At 36.9% G+C, this 19,462-nt stretch carries 18 protein-coding genes; 13 read left to right on the forward strand and 5 right to left on the reverse strand.

Features of this window, described 5'->3' with window-relative positions:
* Positions 1-20: 20 nt before the first annotated feature.
* On the forward strand, positions 21-518 hold the full coding sequence (locus BUB91_RS12380; protein WP_073099600.1) for a YkgJ family cysteine cluster protein: 498 nt from the start codon (positions 21-23) through the stop codon (positions 516-518).
* Between the two features lie 54 nt (positions 519-572).
* Here BUB91_RS12380 and BUB91_RS12385 read toward each other — a convergent pair whose 3' ends face one another.
* From BUB91_RS12385 to BUB91_RS12400, 4 genes are all read right to left on the reverse strand, one after another.
* Positions 573-2,123 carry a M20/M25/M40 family metallo-hydrolase gene (locus tag BUB91_RS12385; RefSeq protein WP_073099601.1) on the reverse strand — a complete coding sequence of 517 codons (1,551 nt, stop codon included), beginning with the start codon at positions 2,121-2,123 and terminating at the stop codon, positions 573-575.
* A gap of 139 nt (positions 2,124-2,262) precedes the next feature.
* On the reverse strand, positions 2,263-3,543 hold the full coding sequence (locus BUB91_RS12390) for a serine hydrolase domain-containing protein (protein ID WP_073099602.1): 1,281 nt from the start codon (positions 3,541-3,543) through the stop codon (positions 2,263-2,265).
* Between the two features lie 95 nt (positions 3,544-3,638).
* On the reverse strand, positions 3,639-4,016 hold the full coding sequence (locus BUB91_RS12395) for a carboxypeptidase-like regulatory domain-containing protein (RefSeq protein WP_073099603.1): 378 nt from the start codon (positions 4,014-4,016) through the stop codon (positions 3,639-3,641).
* Positions 4,017-4,256: 240 nt separating this feature from the next.
* Entirely contained in the window at positions 4,257-5,531 is a 1,275-nt protein-coding gene (locus BUB91_RS12400) for an exo-beta-N-acetylmuramidase NamZ family protein (RefSeq protein WP_073099604.1), read from the reverse strand.
* A gap of 7 nt (positions 5,532-5,538) precedes the next feature.
* On the opposite strand from BUB91_RS12400, the gene BUB91_RS12405 reads away from it, so the two are divergent.
* The 3 genes from BUB91_RS12405 (at position 5,539) to BUB91_RS12415 (ending at position 8,703) form a co-directional block, all read left to right on the forward strand.
* A complete protein-coding gene (locus tag BUB91_RS12405; protein ID WP_073099645.1) occupies positions 5,539-6,768 on the forward strand; it encodes an ABC transporter permease in 1,230 nt (409 codons plus the stop codon).
* Positions 6,769-6,901: 133 nt separating this feature from the next.
* Positions 6,902-7,564, forward strand: a complete 663-nt coding sequence (locus BUB91_RS12410; protein ID WP_073099605.1) for a DUF2306 domain-containing protein — start codon at positions 6,902-6,904, stop codon at positions 7,562-7,564.
* A gap of 158 nt (positions 7,565-7,722) precedes the next feature.
* A complete protein-coding gene (locus tag BUB91_RS12415; protein ID WP_073099606.1) occupies positions 7,723-8,703 on the forward strand; it encodes a PLP-dependent cysteine synthase family protein in 981 nt (326 codons plus the stop codon).
* 12 nt (positions 8,704-8,715) lie between these two features.
* On the opposite strand, the gene BUB91_RS12420 is transcribed toward BUB91_RS12415, so the two are convergent.
* Entirely contained in the window at positions 8,716-9,243 is a 528-nt protein-coding gene (locus tag BUB91_RS12420; RefSeq protein ID WP_073099607.1) for a hypothetical protein, read from the reverse strand.
* Between the two features lie 86 nt (positions 9,244-9,329).
* Between BUB91_RS12420 and BUB91_RS12425 the strand changes: the two genes are divergently transcribed.
* The 9 genes from BUB91_RS12425 (at position 9,330) to BUB91_RS12465 (ending at position 19,456) form a co-directional block, all read left to right on the forward strand.
* Positions 9,330-10,622 (forward strand): DUF2851 family protein, encoded by a 1,293-nt coding sequence (locus BUB91_RS12425; protein WP_073099608.1) that lies wholly within the window; start codon positions 9,330-9,332, stop codon positions 10,620-10,622.
* Between the two features lie 55 nt (positions 10,623-10,677).
* Positions 10,678-10,896 (forward strand): PspC family transcriptional regulator, encoded by a 219-nt coding sequence (locus BUB91_RS12430; protein WP_073099609.1) that lies wholly within the window; start codon positions 10,678-10,680, stop codon positions 10,894-10,896.
* A gap of 30 nt (positions 10,897-10,926) precedes the next feature.
* The gene (locus tag BUB91_RS12435; RefSeq protein ID WP_241652650.1) at positions 10,927-11,910 is read left to right on the forward strand and encodes a potassium channel family protein; all 984 of its coding nucleotides are present in this window, start codon (positions 10,927-10,929) and stop codon (positions 11,908-11,910) included.
* A gap of 93 nt (positions 11,911-12,003) precedes the next feature.
* Positions 12,004-13,686 carry an alanine/glycine:cation symporter family protein gene (locus BUB91_RS12440; protein ID WP_073099611.1) on the forward strand — a complete coding sequence of 561 codons (1,683 nt, stop codon included), beginning with the start codon at positions 12,004-12,006 and terminating at the stop codon, positions 13,684-13,686.
* Between the two features lie 336 nt (positions 13,687-14,022).
* Positions 14,023-15,687, forward strand: a complete 1,665-nt coding sequence (locus BUB91_RS12445) for an alanine/glycine:cation symporter family protein (RefSeq protein WP_073099612.1) — start codon at positions 14,023-14,025, stop codon at positions 15,685-15,687.
* 15 nt (positions 15,688-15,702) lie between these two features.
* Complete coding sequence (locus BUB91_RS12450; RefSeq protein ID WP_073099613.1) at positions 15,703-16,578, forward strand: ComEA family DNA-binding protein; 876 nt, start codon at positions 15,703-15,705, stop codon at positions 16,576-16,578.
* An 81-nt stretch (positions 16,579-16,659) separates the two neighbouring features.
* The gene (locus BUB91_RS12455) at positions 16,660-17,829 is read left to right on the forward strand and encodes an acyl-CoA dehydrogenase family protein (RefSeq protein ID WP_073099614.1); all 1,170 of its coding nucleotides are present in this window, start codon (positions 16,660-16,662) and stop codon (positions 17,827-17,829) included.
* 90 nt (positions 17,830-17,919) lie between these two features.
* A complete protein-coding gene (gene rpsU, locus BUB91_RS12460; protein WP_028377788.1) occupies positions 17,920-18,114 on the forward strand; it encodes a 30S ribosomal protein S21 in 195 nt (64 codons plus the stop codon).
* Positions 18,115-18,565: 451 nt separating this feature from the next.
* Positions 18,566-19,456 carry a tyrosine-type recombinase/integrase gene (locus BUB91_RS12465; protein ID WP_073099615.1) on the forward strand — a complete coding sequence of 297 codons (891 nt, stop codon included), beginning with the start codon at positions 18,566-18,568 and terminating at the stop codon, positions 19,454-19,456.
* Positions 19,457-19,462: the final 6 nt, after the last annotated feature.

Below are 19,462 nucleotides of genomic sequence, written 5' to 3' on the forward strand. Positions count from 1 at the left end.
TAAATGCGTATTTTTGCGGTATGGATGAATTTATTGAGCAGTTGCCTAATCTTGCCAAAGATAAGCATAAAGAGAATGCTGCCTATTTTAAAAAGCTGAAGCGTAAACCGCCTAAAGATCTGGATTACCAGATGCAGGAATTACACGATGAAGAATTTGAAGAAACAGATTGTTTAAAATGCGCCAATTGCTGTAAAACTACCGGGCCTTTATTTACAGACCGTGATGTGAGCCGTATTGCAAAGCATTTTAGGATGAAAGATGCACAGTTTATAGACACGTATTTACGTATAGATGAAGATAACGATTATGTGCTTCAGGAAGTACCCTGTACTTTTCTGGGAGCAGATAACTATTGTATGATCTATGATGTGCGTCCAAAAGCTTGTGCAGAGTTCCCACACACAGATCGAAAGAAATTTCAGCAGATAACAAATATCACATTGAAAAATGTTGCTATTTGCCCTGCAGCCTACAATATTGTAGAAAAAATGAAAGAACGCGTTAAGCTGAAATAAAAAATGCCCTGAGTGATCCCAGAGCATTTTTATATAGTTTTCTATATTTTAACCTTAGTCATCCAGTCCACCGCGACGGTTAGCATCACGCGGTTCCGGCCAAGTCATTTGTGCTCCGGTTCTTTTATTTACCGGTAAAACAATTTGTTCGCGAGATGTTTTATCATAATCTTCACTAGCCATATAAGCAAGAACGGCAGTTAGAATAGCGTTGTTTTGTAAATCATCCCAAACTATTTTGTCATACGTATCGCGGTTGGTGTGCCACGTATAGTTCCAGTAATTCCAGCTTAATGAACTTAAGTTGAAAGCAGGAGCGCCTGCGGCTACAAAAGAAGCATAATCAGAACCACCACGACCTGGAGCCCCAGGGAAATGAGTTTCAATATTTGCTACTTCATCAGGTACAGCATTTAACCAACTACTTACATAATCATAAGCATTTAAGAATCCGTTTCCTGAAATATTAGCAACACGACCTGTCCCGTTATCCTGATTGAATACAGCCTGAACGCCGGCAACAATCTCCGGATGGTCTTTTACAAATGCACGAGAACCGTTAAGACCTTGTTCTTCACTACTCCAATGGCCAACAAGAATGGTACGTTTGGGGTTAGGATAAACTTCTTTAAGAATACGCATAGCTTCCATCATGACCAAAGTTCCGGTACCGTTGTCTGTAGCACCTTGTGCGCCATCCCAAGAATCAAAATGAGCAGAAAGAATTACATATTCGTCAGGCTTTTCGCTTCCTTTAATTTGAGCAATGGTGTTGAAAGTTGGCACTTCACCCAGATTTTTAGATTGAGCAACTACCTTAATGCTTGGCTTGTCGCCATATTCTGCAAGACGATAAAGTAAGCCATAATCCTCTAAAGCAATATCAACCATCGGGATATCATCTGTATATGCAGAAAATACTTTGTTTACACCAAAACCACGAGACCAGTTGCTGGTGATAACACCTACAGCACCGGCTTCTTCTAAAATTTTAGGCAATTCACGTGAGGAATATCCGGTTGCTTGAATACGAGCATCCCAAGCATCTTTTAGAACATCCCGATCTTTTTTCATTTTTTCGAAAGATTCTGGTGTAGCCCATTCTTCCCAGTTATCATCAGGTCTTCCTGTAGGTTGCTGCATAGAGATTAAAACAAATTTGCCTTTAACCTGTTTTAGCATATTCTGAAAACTCAACGAGTCTTTAGCTTCTGGAAGAATTATAACTTCTGCTTCAACACCTTTTGAAGAAGTAGAAGGGCTCCAAGCAAGCTGCATACCTTCAAGACTTACGCTACGTGGACTCACAAGATCTATATGTGTGATACCGCGATCCCAACCTTTCCAAACACCCCATTGTTGGTTCTCTGCAGAAATTCCCCAATCGGTATAGGTTTGCACAGCCCAGTCATGAGCTTCTTTTAATTCGGGTGTACCAACGAGGCGCGGTCCCACAACATCAAGAAGTTCATGAGCTAATACTTTAAGTTGTGAATTTCCGGTTGCTTCGGTTACTATTTTTTCTACAGTTGCTTTTTGATCCTGAGCAAAAAGATTGGTGCTTAAACCCGCACAGAGGGTTAAAAAGTAAAACGTTTTTCTCATTTGAATAAATTTGAAAGCTTTTATTAGTTATGATCTAAAATTAAGTATCAGTTTTTAATGAATCGAAAGAAGTAGCGCATTTAACCCTCGTAAATTGAATTATTATCAGGTAATCAAAAAAAGAGGTGAAAAAATACGATTAATCATCAATTGATGAAAATACGATATTTCTGAATTTCCAACTGGTTTCATCGCCGCTTACTTTTTGTGTCTGCTTCATAATGATTCCAATGAGGTTTTCTTCAGGATCAGCAAAATACTGAGTGTTGAAATAGCCGCCCCATTCAAACGTGCGCGGACTCCCTTTTCCGCCTTTGGCAGCGCTTAAATCATCTACCACGCTAAAAGCTAAACCATGATAAGCTCCTCTCGACTTCCAAATATCATCTATTTGATTACTTAGCATAAAATCTATTGTAGTTCTGCTTAATAAACGGTGACCGTTAAGTGTGCCTTTGTTGAGATACATTTGTAAGAACTGAGCATAATCAATCGGAGTGCTTGATAAACCGGCACCACCAGAAAAGAAGGTCATTTCACCTTTTTTAGGATAATCAGGATCGTAAAAAGTAGTGGGGAAGTCTACCCATTTATCCTCATTTTTGGTTTGTACAGAAACCAACTCATCACGTTTTCCTTTTGGTAAATAGAAATAGGTGTTTTGCATTTTCAGCGGTTCAAAAATCTCTGTTTTAAAGAACTCGTCTAGCTGTTTGCCGGATATAATCTGAACAAAATATCCTAAAACATCGAGTCCTTCACTGTAGGTGAAATGCTCACCGGGATTATGGTGTAGTGGAAGTTTAGCCAGTTTTTTTACACTTTCTTCAATACGTATAGCTTTAGTTGTAAACAGGTCTGTTACTCCCGCATCACGATATATTTTTTTAAAACGGGGATCACCATCTATCTCACCGTAACCCAAACCTGAAGTATGGGTAAGCAAATGTCTAATTGTTATAGGGCGTGTTGCGGGTTTGGTTGTGTAACTTCCGTCAGGTAGTAAAGAGTCTAAAACCTGCTCATTTTTAAATTCAGGGATATATTTTGAAATAGGATCATCAAGCTGAAATTTGCCTCGCTCCCAGAGCATCATTACTGCAGTTGAAGTAATAGCTTTAGTTTGCGATGCAATTCTAAAAATTGAGTTGAAATCCAGTTGATCTCCTTTTGCATTGGCTGTTCCAAAAGCTTTATGATATACAATCTTGCCATTGCGCGCCACTAAAGCCACTAAACCCGGTACTTGCTGATCTTCAATTGCTGTGATAGATATACTGTCTATATAGGCTAGACGACTTGAACTCATACCTGCTTCTTCAGGATTAGCCTTGGGTAAGACCTGACTTTGTTGTGCAAATAATGAAGAGCTAATAATGAAGAAGGAGAAGAAAAAAATGTAATGTAGCTGGACTTTCATAAGATGTATTTAAATAGAAAAACCTCGGTAGAACCGAGGCTTAAATTTACTGAAGAATGTTTAAATCTGTCTTCTGTTTTTTTTAAATAAAAGAATCATTTTATACTATTATTAGATTTACCTAATGTAATGATACGACCCGTTGAGTTACTAGAACGATTGCGTGAGAAGTTCTCTTCAACAAGTCTTACTTTTTTCTCAAGAGTATCGTACTCCTCAAGTGTGAGCTTCAGTGTATGGTATCCTACCATATTAAAAAGTATGGTGTCTTGCTTTTTAAGACCGTGTGCCTGTTCAAAATAAAAAATGCCATTGTTTTTTGAGGTTACTCCTTTTTTAATTGATTTGATGAATACATTAACACCAGCTATAGGTTCATCGGTTTTGGCATCTGTTACGGTGCCAAATAGACGTTGTCCATAAAAAACGCTTGTAAAAAGCAAAGCAAAAAATAGGGTAATAAACGATTTCATTATATCGAATTTTAAAAATAAGGCACCTTGACGTGCTAAATGTTTATAATCTAAGGGCTTAAATTTAAATAAACTGAATCATTAAAAAAGTTAATTTTATACTTATTTGAGGTAATTTAAGTTAGAACAACGTTTTCGTAGATTTTGTCGCCTTTAGCTGTATGATTATCGAAAATTGAATAGGAAATCAGCGTTTAGCTCTTTTTTTTAGTTATTCAGAAAGAAATAATACTGTTTGATCTATTCGTATAACAAATATTTTGAACGAATTTTTAGAAAATCTTGTGTGTCTGATTGCCAACTAGTTCTTATCTCTTCTAATGAAGCACCGGCCTCAATTTGTTTTTGAAGTTTTGCAGTACCAGCGTGTGCCGTAAAATTCTTGGTATTGAAAAAGTCCTCCTTCTTAGTATAATCGCGATATGCATTTATGATAAAGCTAAGGTCAACTTGATGGAGCTCAGAAACAGTTCTTAGGTCAAGTCCGTTGCAAAGTTTGCCATTAAACTTAGGACTTTTTGAACCAAAATTAGGAGCCGGCGTATAGCTTAATTCATATTTATCTTTAGGTAAATAAGGAGAACCTAGTATTTGAAACTGCATTTCGGTGCCGCGACCGGCATTTAAAGTAGTTCCTTCACAAAGTCCTAAACTAGGATAAAGCATTACAGCCTGATCGTTTGGTAAATTAGGAGAAGGGCGCACCGGCAAAGAGTATTGCATTTCGTGATTGTAATTTTCCATCGGGATAACCGTGAGATCAACTTTCTTATCGGTTTTTAACCAGTTTTCTTCTGCCATCATCTTTGCATATTCTCCTATTGTCATCCCGTGAACTAGTGGAACACCGGCATGCATTCCCAAAAAACTAGTGTGAGCAGCTTCCATCACCGGACCGTCAACATAGCTTCCGTTAGGATTTGGACGATCTAAAATAACCACCGGAATATTAGCTTCAGCAGCGGCTTGCATCACGTAATGCAGTGTAGCGATGTAGGTGTAAAAGCGCACACCCACATCTTGAATATCAAAAACAAGAATGTCAATTCCTTCTAATTGTTCGGATTTTGGTTTTTTATTAGTTCCATAGAGCGAAATTACCGGTAGTTCGGTTTTAGGATCTTTACCGTCTTTTATAGCTTCACCGGCATCTGCTGTGCCTCTAAAACCATGTTCAGGAGAAAATACTTTGACCAGATTTTGATTCAGACTTAAAAGAGAATCTATCAGGTGAACATAGGTTTTTTCGCCGTTAGGCAATTCTTTTTTTAAGATCAACGAACTCGGGTTTCCTACAACCGCTAGTCGTTTACCGGCTAGAAGCGGTAAGTATGCTTCCGTGCGATTGGCTCCCAGTATCAATTTCCGGTTTTCAAAAGCAGGTATTGAATCCGGGTTTTTAGGATTTTGAATGCGTGAGTTTTGAATTTGATTTTTATTTCCGGAACGGTTTCCACAGGAAATAGCAATTACAAAAACTAAAAAAAGGGTACTTTTGAGCAAACGAAACGCCATAGGACGATTGAATTTTGAATATTTTACAGCTAAACGCATAATTGGCGCTAAGAAGTATAAAAGTACTGCTTCGACACCTATAATTAAAATTGCAATTATCGCCATTATTCTGGGGATGGTTATGATGATGATTACTATTGCTACCGGTGTGGGGCTTCAGCAAAAAATAAAAGAAAAGGTTTCTGCTTTTAATGGTGATGTGATTATTTCTCAATTTGATGGAAATAACAGTGATATCACTCTCAATCCTATTCCTAAAAATCAACCTTTTTATCCTGATTTTGATGCTGTACCTGAGGTTACTCACGTACAGGTTACTGCTACTAAAGCCGGTGTGATTAGGACTCCAACAGATTTTGAGGGCATTATTGTAAAAGGGGTGGGAGACGATTACCGCTGGGAGTATATGGAAGACTTTCTCGTAGCAGGAAGAATCCCGGATTATAAAGATAAATTAAATACTGAAATACTCGTTAGTCAGTATCAAGCCAACCGATTGGGTTTTAAAAATGGCGATAAAGTCATTGTGTTTTTTCTTAAAGAAGATGGAGGGTTTTTAAACAGAAGGTTCGATATCGTTGGGATCTATAATAGCGGTTTTCAGGAGTTTGATGAGAGCTTCTTATTTGCAGACATTCGTCATATTCAAAAACTGAATAATTGGGAAGACGATCAAGTAGGTGCTTTTGAGGTTTTTGTAAATGACTTTGATCGTCTGGATGAAATAGGTACAGAGATCTATCAGAACACCGATTCGTTTCTAAATACGATGACTATAACGCAGAAATACTATAGTATTTTTGAGTGGTTGTCGCTGTTTGATTTTAACATCGCACTTATCATCGTTGTGATGATTATTGTTGCCGGTATTAATATGATTGTTGCACTTCTTGTATTGATTTTAGAACGTACGCCAATGGTGGGTATTCTTAAAGCACTTGGAGCAAACAACTGGAGTATTCGAAAGATATTTATGTACAACGCACTTTATTTAGTAGGGGTTGGATTGTTCTGGGGAAATGTCATAGGTCTTGGCCTGTTGTTTATTCAGAAGTATTTTGGTCTTATTACACTCAATCCTGAGACCTATTATGTGAGTGAAGCTCCGGTTTACATCGATTGGTATTATATTGTGCTTCTTAATGTGGGGACCTTTCTTTTATGTGCGGTAATGCTGCTGGTTCCTTCTTATGTAATTACCCGAATTTCTCCGGTAAAGACCATTAAGTTTGATTGATTTCTAAGCTTTCGCGAAAGGAAAAGCGTTTCTTTTTACAATTGAGTATTGAGATTTTACAGTTGGGTGAATTTGAATAGTCCGCTTTCTTAAATGTTATCATTTTTGAAATGTAAGATCAAACCACTCAATTATGGAAACAGCAATTACTATCGCAATTTATATTCACGCATGCTTTGGCGGCATCGGTCTTCTTTCGGGAACGTTGAGTTTATTAACTCAGAAAGGAAGTAAAATTCATAGAAAATCAGGGAAGTTTTTTACAGCGGGAATGCTGGTCAGTTCCGGACTTTCATTACCTGTTGCAAGTATGCCTGGGCACTACAATCCGTTTTTGTTTTTAATTGGTTTGTTTACAATTTATATGGTTCTGGTAGGAAATAGAACTTTGCGTTTTAAATCCAGAAAAGCGGTAGTTTCTAAAACCGATTGGGGCATCACACTTAGTATGGCGGTGATTGCATTGTTGATGATTGTAAGCGGAGTGCTGGAGGTTTTTGGTAATAAAATCCTTTTTGTCTTTTTTGGAATTCTAGGTCTCGCTCTTTGCTTTCAGGATTATCGATTTTTAAAGAATCCTTTTCGCACCAAAACAGCTTGGCTTACACAGCATATAGGTAAAATTACCGGAGCTTATATCGCATCTGTCACGGCATTTTTAGTAGCAGGAATGCGAATTCCGGGATTATGGGTTTGGATTTTGCCATCTATTATAGGGAATACCTTTATTGTTTATTATATCATCAAAGTTAAAAAAGGGAGCAAAAGATCAAAGCACAAACTGGTTTCTGAATGATAAGAAAAATGATTATCAAATTTCAGGTTGAAAAATCAAAATGTTGTTAAATCGGTAGAAAAATTCGTTTTTAATTTTTATTTTTTAAGAATAGATAACAGAAGTTGGTTTTGGTTAAAAATTACTCAAAAAAACTTCTTCTTAAAAATCCCGACTTTATGCATTATGCCGAAACCATTTTAGAAACAATAGGCAATACTCCACTCGTAAAACTAAACAAGCTTACAGCGGAATTACCGTGTTTGGTTTTGGCGAAATATGAGACATTCAATCCGGGGAATTCTGTAAAAGATAGAATGGCGCTTAAGATGGTTGAAGCGGCCGAAGCTTCAGGCGAACTAAAGCCCGGCGGGACTATTATTGAAGGGACTTCCGGGAATACAGGAATGGGCTTGGCGTTGGTTGCTATTGTGAAAGGTTATAAGATGATCTGTGTTATTTCTGATAAGCAGAGTAAAGAAAAGATAGATATTCTCAAAGCGGTAGGATGTGAGGTCGTGGTTTGTCCCACAGCGGTAGCACCAGATGATCCGCAATCGTATTACAGCACTTCAAAACGTTTGGCGCAAGAAACGCCCAACTCGTGGTATGTAAATCAATATGACAATCCAGCGAATACTCAGGCACATTTTGAATCTACAGGACCTGAAATTTGGAAGCAAACAGACGGTAAAGTCACCCATTTTGTTACTGGAGTAGGGACAGGAGGAACCATATCTGGAGTGGGCAGATTTTTAAAAATGAAAAACCCTAATATCAAAATATGGGGAATTGACACCTATGGTTCGGTGTTTAAGAAATATCACGAAACCGGAATTTTTGATGAGAATGAAATTTACCCGTATATAACAGAAGGAATAGGAGAAGATATTTTACCCAAGAATGTAGATTTTCATATTATCGATGGCTTTACTAAAGTAACCGATAAAGATGCTGCGGTTTATACGCAGCGCCTTGCGAAAGAAGAAGGTTTCTTTTTGGGGAATTCTGCAGGAGCAGCAATAAAAGGGTTACTGCAATTAAAAGAACATTTTAAAGAAGGTGATGTAGTAGTAATCCTTTTTCATGACCACGGAAGCCGCTATGTGGGTAAAATGTATAGTGACAATTGGATGCGCGAAAAAGGATTTATAGATTGATTTAGACTCCTATTAGCTGTCTTCGCGTGTCATAGTCATACCTTGTATTTTATAATCAGCATCTTCCTTATTCTTTTTTACTACTAATACAGAACCGTTATACGTTTCGGTGTTTCCTTCTTTAGTTTTAATAGTATATCTAAGCGGCATTTTTACATCTGTACCTTCTGCACCATTAATTACTTCGGGATCTTTAGTGAAACTTAAAGTAACTGTTTCAATATTTGAATGTTTTTCGGCAAATTCAGAAGACGTACCACGATTGCTTGTTCGAGACATTTCTTCATAGGCTGCAGTCATTTCTCCGCGTTTTAATGCATCAAAATAATCATTAATTACTTTTTTAGCGCTGTTTATTTCTACTAGATTTTCTGGATGATCAGTTTCATCTGTTCCTGATGTTTGATACATGTCTTCTGGTGTAACTTGCTCAGATTGAGTTTCAAGATCCACTTCACCATTGTCTGATGTTTTGCGATCTACACAAGATGTAAAAATTAAGCTAGCAGCAAATGCTACAGTTAAAATTGAATTTTTCATAGTTGCTTTTTGTTTTTTTTAAAATTACAGAGGCTTAAGTGTTGAGGCTATTAAGATTATGCTAAAATTGCTTTAACTTTAAGCCAATGAAAGAGACATTTTTACATCATCTCTGGAAATACCGAAAATTTGAAGGTGCAGCTTCGTCTTCAAAGCTAAAAACGGTATGCGGTAAAGAACTTCAGATTGTAAAGACAGGGATACACAATGAACTTGCCGGCCCCGATTTTTTTAATGCTCAAGTGAGAATTGATGATCAGTTATGGGCTGGAAATGTTGAGGTTCATATTAAAAGTTCTGATTGGTATTTGCATAACCACGAGCAAGACGCAGCTTATGAAAATGTAATTTTGCACGTTGTTTGGGAAGATGATTGTTCAGTTTTTGATAAAGCTGATGTAGCGATCCCAACCCTTATTCTGAGTGATAAAGTGAATAAGGAGTTGTTGAATAGTTACTGGCAGTTATTAGAATTTAAAGTTTATAACTTTATCAATTGTGAATCCCGGTTTCAAGAAGTTCCTGAGTTTTTGTTTGAAAATTGGATGGAACGCTTGTTTTTTGAACGTTTAGAACGAAAAGTATTGCAGGTCGAAAGCTTACTCGCTATTAAGAATGGAGATTGGGAAGCTGTTTTGTTTGCTATGCTTGCCCGAAACTTTGGTACGGTAATCAATGCGGATGCTTTCGAAGCTTTAGCTTCAGTAATAGATTTTAAAATTATAAGAAAGTTAAGTTCGCAGAAAGGTCAGTTAGAGGCTGTACTGCTAGGACTTGCAGGCTTATTGCATGAAGAAGCCAATGAGCAACAAATACGAGATTGGAATGCAGACTTTAAATACAATCAGCATAAATATGATTTAGTCTCCGGTATCGATCAGAAAGTTCAGTTCTTTAAATTGCGCCCGCCTAATTTTCCTACCATTCGTATTTCTCAACTTGCAAAATTATATGAATTGAAAGCTAATTTATTTAGTCAGGTTTTGGTAGCAAAAACACGAGATGAGTTGCAAGAGTTGTTTAAAGCGAATACTTCAGGTTATTGGGAAACCCATTATAATTTTGGTAAAAATCATAAAAAACGATCTAAACATACAACGTCAGCGTTTATCGATATTTTGATCATCAATACATTAGTTCCTCTAAAGTTTGCTTATGCTAAAAGGCAGGGACAAGTAATAGAAGAAGACTTGGTCAACTTGATGTTAAGCCTTCCGCAAGAAAAGAATTCTATAATAGCCGGGTTTTCAAAATTGAAATCTATTAAAAAAGATGCTTTGCACAGTCAGGCATTGATTCAGCTTAAAAAAACCTACTGTGATCAAAATCAATGTTTGCGTTGTCAGATAGGTAATTATTTGCTCAATGAAGCGGGATAATGAATCAAAGGCTTTACTTTAGCAGTTATACGTTTTGTAAATACGAGTAGTTATTATGCATAAATTGCGTCATTTTTTTGAAAGAAACGGTTTTTACGTTTCGTCTCGACTGGCAGATCGAATGGGAATACGTGCTAAGCATGTACGTTTGTTTTTCATTTACCTTTCTTTTGCGACTGCAGGATTGGGATTCGCTTTTTATCTCGTTTTAGCATTCTGGCTTAAGCTTAAAGATCTGGTTTATACGAAGCGGACTTCTGTATTTGATTTGTAATCGCCTATGCTCAAAATATTTAAAAACCGAATGTATATAGCCTTATTGCTTATAATGAGTATGCTGGCTATGGGGATTTTTGGTTTTCGGTTTTTTGCTGAATATACCTGGACAGATGCTGTCTACATGACGATGATAACCATCAGTACCGTAGGATTTGGAGAAGTACAGCCCTTAAATGATACTGCAAAAGTTTTTACGGTGATTTTAATTCTGGTAAGTGTTGTTGTTGTGGGTTATGCGATTTCAATTATAACAGAATATATTTTAAGCCGAAGTAATTTTGAACTTATAAAACAACGCAGCGTGCAGAAAAAAATAGATAAGTTGAATAACCACGTGATCATTGTGGGTTATGGTCGTAACGGTAAACAGGCAGCTCAAAAGTTAATGACATACCATAAACCTTTTGTGGTAATTGAGCTTGATGAAGAAGTCGTAAATAAATTTCAATCTGACGATATACCTTTTGTCACCGGTAATGCCAATGAAGATGAGATTTTAATGGCGGCGGGCGTAGCGCGTGCTGCAACCTTGATATCTGCGTTGCCTAAAGATTCTGATAATTTGTTTGTGGTGCTTTCTGCACGTCAGATTAACGCAAAAATGAAGATTATTAGTAGAGCCTCAGAAGAAACCACCTACCAAAAGTTAAAATTCGCCGGCGCAAATAATGTGATTATGCCCGATAAGATAGGCGGTGATCATATGGCTTCTCTCGTTGTGGTACCCGATTTGCTTGAATTCTTAGATCATTTACAAGTTGCAACAGGTGGGCGTGTGAACGTTCAGCAAATAAATTATGATGCTGTTTGTCCTGATCATAAGAGTCGTGCCATAAGAGATATTGATCTTAGAAATCGTACCGGGTGCTCAATAATAGGCTACAAGGCACCTGACGGAAATTATATCATAAATCCCGAAGCTTCTTTACTCTTAGAAAAAGATTCTATACTTATTGTTATAGGTAGGCCAGAACAGATAGAAAAATTACATAAAGAATTTGCGATTTAGTAGTATGTTTACAGGATGTCGAAGAAAGCGATGAAAATAATGTGATGTTTTTCGCTTTATTCTAGTTTTAATTTAACGATTTTGCTTTTTTTTATGAAACACCTATTCGCTTCCGTTTTTATCTTTTTTTCGGTTTTCCAGGTTACAGCTCAAGAAGTTGAGGTTGGAATAGATCAAAAAATTGATCAGGCTTTTTCGCCTATTTCAGATTTCTTTTCAAATATTGTTTTCTTTAATGTATTTGGAATTCCTTTCATACTAATTCTTCTGGTCTTTAGTGCTTTTTTCTTTACTATTTATTTTGGCTTTCCTAACTTCAGATATTTCTGGCGTGCTATTCAGACTGTGCGTGGTAAATATGAAGATATAGAAAATCACGGAGCTCAGGTTCTGTATGGAGAGGAGGGGATTGCTAATGGAGTAGATTTAAACAATGTAAATCTAGAGCAGCATATAGAGACTCTTGATAATGATTTAGCAGTAAATGGAGATATAGTAGATACTATTAGAGATGAGTCTTCTGCTGGAGAAGTAAGTCATTTTCAGGCTTTGGCTACTGCTGTTTCTGGTACGGTAGGTAATGGTAATATAGCAGGTGTGGCGCTTGCAATTGCATTAGGAGGTCCGGGAGCAACATTCTGGATGATTGTTTGTGGATTATTAGGTATGTCTACCAAGTTTGTAGAATGTACCTTAGGAGTTCAATACCGTGATGTGGGGGAAGATGGTACAGTTTATGGCGGGCCAATGTATTATCTGACTAAAGGTCTTAAAGAGAAAGGCTTTGCTGTTTTAGGGAAAATAGCGGCAGTGATCTTTGCCATTTTTTGTGTCGGGGGTTCATTTGGTGGTGGTAACGCTGCTCAGAGTAATCAGGCTACAATTGTATTGAAAGAACTATTTAATTTTCAAAGTGCAGGTGCTGGTTTTTGGATTGGTATTGTGATAGCGATTTTGGTTGGAATAATTATAATTGGTGGAATCAAGCGTATTGCTCAGGTAACTGAAAAGGTTGTTCCTTTTATGGCAATAATGTATCTGGCTGCTTGTACCTATATTATAGGTTCTAATTATAGTTATATAGATGACGCGTTTGCTTTAATATTGGAAGAGGCTTTTAAGCCTACTGCAATAGGAGTGGGAAGCTTGATTGGAGTTCTCCTGATAGGATTTAAAAGAGCGGCTTTCTCTAACGAAGCAGGAGCGGGTTCTGCTTCTATAGCCCATTCTGCAGTTCGTACAAAGTATTCCGCAAGTGAGGGATTGGTTGCTTTACTAGAACCATTTATTGATACCGTTGTTATTTGTACAATGACAGCTTTGGTGATTATTATCTTCAATTTTGGAGGCTATTTTGAGTACGGTGGTGATGGTTCAGGCGCTGTGATTATAGATGGTCTTTCTTACGAAGGAGCGGGTATTACTTCAAAAGCTTTTCATGAGTATATTCCATATTCTAATATATTTTTAACGGTAGCTGTGGTTTTATTTGCAGTGTCTACGATGATTTCTTGGTCATATTACGGATTACAATCTTGGAAATTTCTTTTTGGTAGAGGAAAGGTTGCAGATCTTGTTTACAAACTGTTATTTCTAACATTTATAGTGATCGGTTCAGCGGCAAATATGGGGTCGATTTGGGCATTTTCTGACGCGATGATCTTCGCGATGATATTCCCTAATATGATAGGTTTATTCTTTTTATTCCCAGTGGTAAAGAAACAGTTAGACAGATACCTTGCAGCAATTAAATTGAAAAAAGATGCGATAAGTTAATGTTTAAGTATTAGAATTATGATTTTTAAAAGCCCTGTTTGACCTTTATTGAGCAGGGCTTTTTTGTATTCTTAAATAGATGTATTGAAACAATGATTTTAAGTAATAAGCTAAAAGATTCTTTGAATTATTCTTTGTAAATGGAGAGTTTCTCCTCTTTTTTAACGGCGTTTATCTTTGAAAAAGGCTATTTTTTTAGCATCTTGCTGGCTTTACTCGAAAATCGAGATTGAATACTTCGAGGCTTGCCTCGGTGTAGACTGTTGTTTTATGTTAATGCTTTGTGGGTTTTCCTCAAGGTTTTTTTACTCCAAAATTTATTTTAAAAATATTCTTATGAAGAAAATTATTTTTTCAATCTGTTGTCTAATTTTCCCTTTTCTGACATTTGCTCAGGAAGAAATGAGCGTGGGGGAATCTATTAATGCAGCTTTCGAAAAATATACAACCCCCATTGTAGACACCATTATGTATCCTATAGTAATAGCCGGAAAAGAATTACCAATCGTAATTCTTATTTTGCTTTTAGGGGCTTTGTTTTTTACAATTTATTTTAAAGGTGTAAACCTTAGATACTTTAAGGACAGTATTAAAACAGCTTGGGGCAAATATGATGATTTAGATCATTACGTTCCTGCAGACGAAGAAATAACCGTTGAAGATGGTAAAGTAAAAGACACTGTTAAACTTACAGGAGAAGTACAAGGAGAGGTGACACACTTTCAAGCTTTAACGGCATCGCTTTCAGCGACAGTAGGTCTTGGTAATATTGCAGGTGTAGCCGTTGCAATTGCACTTGGTGGACCTGGAGCAACAATATGGATGATTATTGCCGGTCTTTTAGGTATGGCTTCTAAGTTTGTAGAATGTACTTTAGGTGTAAAATACCGTGAAGTAGATGAGAATGGTAAAACCTACGGAGGTCCTATGTATTACCTTTCTAAAGGTTTAAAAGAAAAAGGGCTTGGCGGTCTTGGTAAAGTAGCTGCAGTTGTATTTGCTATTTTCTGTATCGGTGGTTCTTTTGGCGGTGGAAATATGTTTCAGTCTAATCAGGCTTCATCACAGTTGATACAGATGACAGGATGGGATAATCCTAATGCAGGTTTGTATTTAGGTTTAATAATGGCTGTTATTATCGGTTTGGTGATTATAGGAGGTATTAAAAGAATAGGCTCTTTTACCGAAAAGGTAGTGCCATTTATGGCTATCGTATATGTTCTTGCAGGTTTTATAATTATCGCTATCAATATTGATATGGTAGGTTATGCTTTAGGACAGATCTGGGATGGTGCTATGAATCCTAATGCAGCCTTTGGTGGTGTTGTAGGGGTTATTATTGTAGGCTTTCAAAGAGCAGCGTTCTCTAACGAGGCTGGTGTAGGTTCTGCTGCAATTGCGCATTCTGCAGTGAAAACACGTTACCCGGCGAGTGAAGGTCTTACGGCGTCAATTGGTCCCTTTGTGGATACGGTAATCATTTGTACGATGACTGCTATTGTGATTATTATCACTAATGCAAAGCATAATCTATTTACCTATGGTAATCTTGATGCGGCAAGTAATGTAATGCTTAATGCAACTAACGAACCTATAAATGGAGTTGATTTAACTTCTGTAGCATTTGATTCTGCTATTCCATATTTCTCTATTGTTCTTACTATAGCGGTAGTGTTATTTGCAATTTCTACAGCAATTTCTTGGTCTTATTATGGTCTTCAATCTTGGAAATATTTATTTGGAAAAGGAAAAGTTCAGGATATTACATATAAAATCTTATTTTTAATATTCGTTGTAGTAGGTGCTTCATCAAGTTTAGGAGCAGTTATCGCGTTCTCAGATGCAATGATCTTTGCGATGGTGTTTCCTAATATTATCGGTCTGGTGTTACTTTCACCTAAAGTTAGAAAAGAATTACAAGCGTATCTCAACGCCATTAAAATTGGTAAGATGGATGCAGGTATAGATAAAGCTTCAAAAAAGACTAAAGAGGCTTCTTAACAAAACAATTCTCTTATGAATTTAAAATCCCACTTCTTTCTGGATAACAGACAACGGAGTGGGATTTTACTTTTGGTGCTGATTCTGGTAGCTTCTTGGGGAGTATATTTTTTAATAACACCTGATACTTCATATAAATCAGAAGCCTTAACCAATGAAGAACTTCAGGTATTTGAAGCGCGCATAGACTCATTGAGGCGGATTAAATTAGCAGCTTCTCAGCCGAAAATTTTTCCATTCAATCCTAATTTCATAACCGATTATAAAGGTTACACCTTAGGAATGAGTTTAGCTGAAATAGATAAGTTGTTGCGTTTTCGTGAAAAAGATCAGTGGATTAATTCTGCTGAAGATTTTCAAAACGTCACGGGTGTCTCAGATTCTTTACTCCAAACGATTTCCCCATATTTTAAATTTCCGGAGTGGGTTACTAACTCCAAGCCAAAAGCTTCAAAGTTCAGTTTTGCTTCAGCAGAGGAAAAACCTAAGAGCGATTTGAATAAAGCTGATTTTGCAAGTTTTACCCAGATAGAAGGTTTAGATGAAGCAATCGCAAAACGTGTGTTGAGCTACCGAAAAAGATTGGGAGGTTTTCTGGAAGATAACCAGCTTTATGATATCTACGGGATTTCTAAAAGTCAGGTTTATGCCATTAAAGATCGGTTTACGGTTCAATCAAAACCAGAAATAAAATTGATTGATGTCAATTCAGCTAATGCATCAGATCTCTCAACAGTTCCTTTTATAACTTTTGAAATCGCACGCGATATAATAGATTATCGTGTTTTACATGAGGGTATTAACAATCTTGATGAGCTTCTCAAAATAGACGGAATAAGCGCATATAAATTAGAGCGAATTAAATTATATTTGTCATCCAACCAAAATTAAGAAGGCATTACTGAGAATTACGCATATTTGGCTTGCAAAACTTCCTTTCCGATTGCCTTATATTAAATTAAAGTATACTAGATGAATAATGTTTTTTTTTCGGAAGAGCATCAGCTCTTTAGAGAAAGTCTGAGAGAATTTTTGCAAAAGGAAGTTGTTCCGCATATTGAAAAATGGGAGCAGACAGGCGATATAGATCGCTTTATCTGGACAAAGATGGGGGAGATGGGGTATTTTGGTTTAGCCACTCCAGAAGAATACGGCGGGCTGGATCTTGATATTTTCTACACGGTTATCTTTTTAGAAGAGTTGCAGCGCGTCAATAGTGGCGGTTTTGCTGCCGCAATGTGGGCGCATGCTTATTTGGCAATGACGCATTTAAAGGTTGAAGGCTCACCTGAGATTAAAGAAAAATATCTGACTCCTAGTGTTCTTGGTGAGAAGATAGGCTGTTTATGTATTACGGAACCCTTTGGTGGTTCTGACGTTGCAGGAATGCGAAGTACTGCTGTGCTAAAAGGAGATCATTATGTTTTAAATGGTTCTAAAACCTTTATCACAAACGGTGTTTATTCAGATTACTTGATTGTTGCTGCGAAGACAACTCCTGAGAAAGGGAATAAGGGTCTGAGTATTTTTGTAATAGATAGAGCAGCAGAAGGTATAAGCGCTACAAAATTAGATAAATTGGGTTGGAGAGCTTCAGATACCGGAGAGCTTGCATTTTCTGATGTGAAAATTCCTGTTGAGAATTTACTTGGAGAAGAAGATAAAGGCTTCTCTTATATTATGCAGCATTTCGCTTTAGAGCGCTTGATAATGGGGGTGAATGCTCACGCACGTGCTGAGTATGCTTTAGAATATACGTTAGACTATATGTCTGAGCGTACAGCTTTTGGGAAGACCATAGATAAATTTCAGGCATTGAGGCATACTGTTGCAGAAATGGCAAGTGAAGTAGAGATGGTAAAATCTTTTAATTATGCTATTGCTAATAATTTAAATAGCGGGGATTATGTGGTTAAAGAAGCTAGCATGTCGAAATTACTTGCGACAAAAATAGCAGATGAGGTGATTTATAAATGCTTACAGATGCTGGGAGGCTATGGTTATATGGAAGATTATCCACTGGCAAGAATGTTCAGAGATAGCAGATTAGGCCCTATTGGTGGCGGTACGTCTGAGATTTTAAAGGAGATTATTGCTAAAATAGTGATTGATAAAAAAGAATATAAGCCTGCGGCGAACTAATTAAATTTAAATCCGCTTGTTAGTTTTAAAGTTTAAACTATCTTTGCGGCCTGAAAACTGAAAAGAATTTTAAAGAAAGGAGGTACCACTATGTTAATTATACCAGTAAAAGACGGAGAAAATATCGATAGAGCGCTGAAGCGTTTCAAGAGAAAATTTGATAGAACGGGAACAATGCGTAAGCTGCGTGATCGTCAAGCTTTCACAAAACCTTCTGTATCACGTAGAAGAGAAATTCAGAAAGCATCTTATATTCAAGGGCTTCGCGATCAAGAGAATATTTAATATTCCGTCGGTGAGATTTTATCTTACCAGGGATCATTAACAGGGAGACTAATCCTCTTTCAAAATATTAAATCTGCTAAGAGCAATCTTAGCAGATTTTTTTATGTGATAAAGTTTAGCCGGAGTATAATCGTCAAGATGGATTCAAAAAGGATCAAGCCTAATTGTTGTGTTTAAGTAAAAATTGGGGTCAATCTGTACAGAATAGAATACTGAATTCCTCTAAATCGACTTTTAAATACACCTTATTCTAAGCTATTCGTATAATCCCGTATAGTTATACATGCGCTATTGATAAGATAGGAATGCTTATAGGTAAGCCAAAAGTCAATCCATACTCAAACCACATTCGCCCACAGATTTTGTGGTAAAGTGTGGTTGGAGTGTGGTTTCAGTGTGGTGTCATTATGCTTTTGCTTGGGGAATTAGTACCTTTCTTTAAAAATAAAATATGCAAATTAAATCCTTTGTTGATTATCTCGGGCTGGAGAAGAACTACAGCAAGCATACCTTGTTAGCGTATACAAGGGATTTAGAGGTTTTTTTTGCATTTCTAAAGAATGAGTTCGATGTGGATTCTGTAAGTGAAGTGGAATACACTTACGTGAGGTCTTGGATTGTGAAGCTTTCAGATTCCGGCTTAACGCATAGAAGTATAAATAGAAAGATAGCCTCTCTGAAAGCTTTTTTTAAATTCTTGCAGAAAACGGGAGATATAGAAGTTAATCCGCTTGCGAAACATAAATCATTGAAAATTAAAAAAGAGATACAAGTCCCTTTTTCTAATAAGGAAATAGATTCTGTTATAAATGATTTAGCAAGTGCTTCAGATTTTTCAGAATCGCGTGATTTTTTGATTGTGGCGCTTTTTTACGCTACTGGAATAAGACGAAGTGAGCTGATTAATCTAAAAAGTTCTGATGTAGATTTTAATACCCATACTATAAAAGTACTAGGAAAACGTAGTAAAGAGCGAATCATTCCAATGATCACCTGGCTGGAAAACGGAATAAAAAGATATCAAGAGTTGTTATTGAGTAAGGGTTTTGCTGAAAATGAGGCTGTATTGTTGCTTACAGATAAGGGAGCTAAATTGTATGAAACGTTTGTTTACCGAACTATAAATCGTTATTTTAGTAAGGTGTCCCAGAAAACCAAAACGAGTCCGCATATGCTTCGGCATACATTTGCGACTCATTTGCTTAATAATGGGGCAGATTTAAATGCTGTTAAAGAATTATTAGGACACGCTAGTTTAGCTGCTACCCAAGTCTACACGCATACAAGTATGGCAGAGTTGGGGAGGGTCTATCAAAAAGCGCATCCTAGGAATTCTAAATAATTGCAG

Source organism: Leeuwenhoekiella marinoflava DSM 3653 (assembly GCF_900129005.1).
GTDB lineage: Bacteria > Bacteroidota > Bacteroidia > Flavobacteriales > Flavobacteriaceae > Leeuwenhoekiella > Leeuwenhoekiella marinoflava.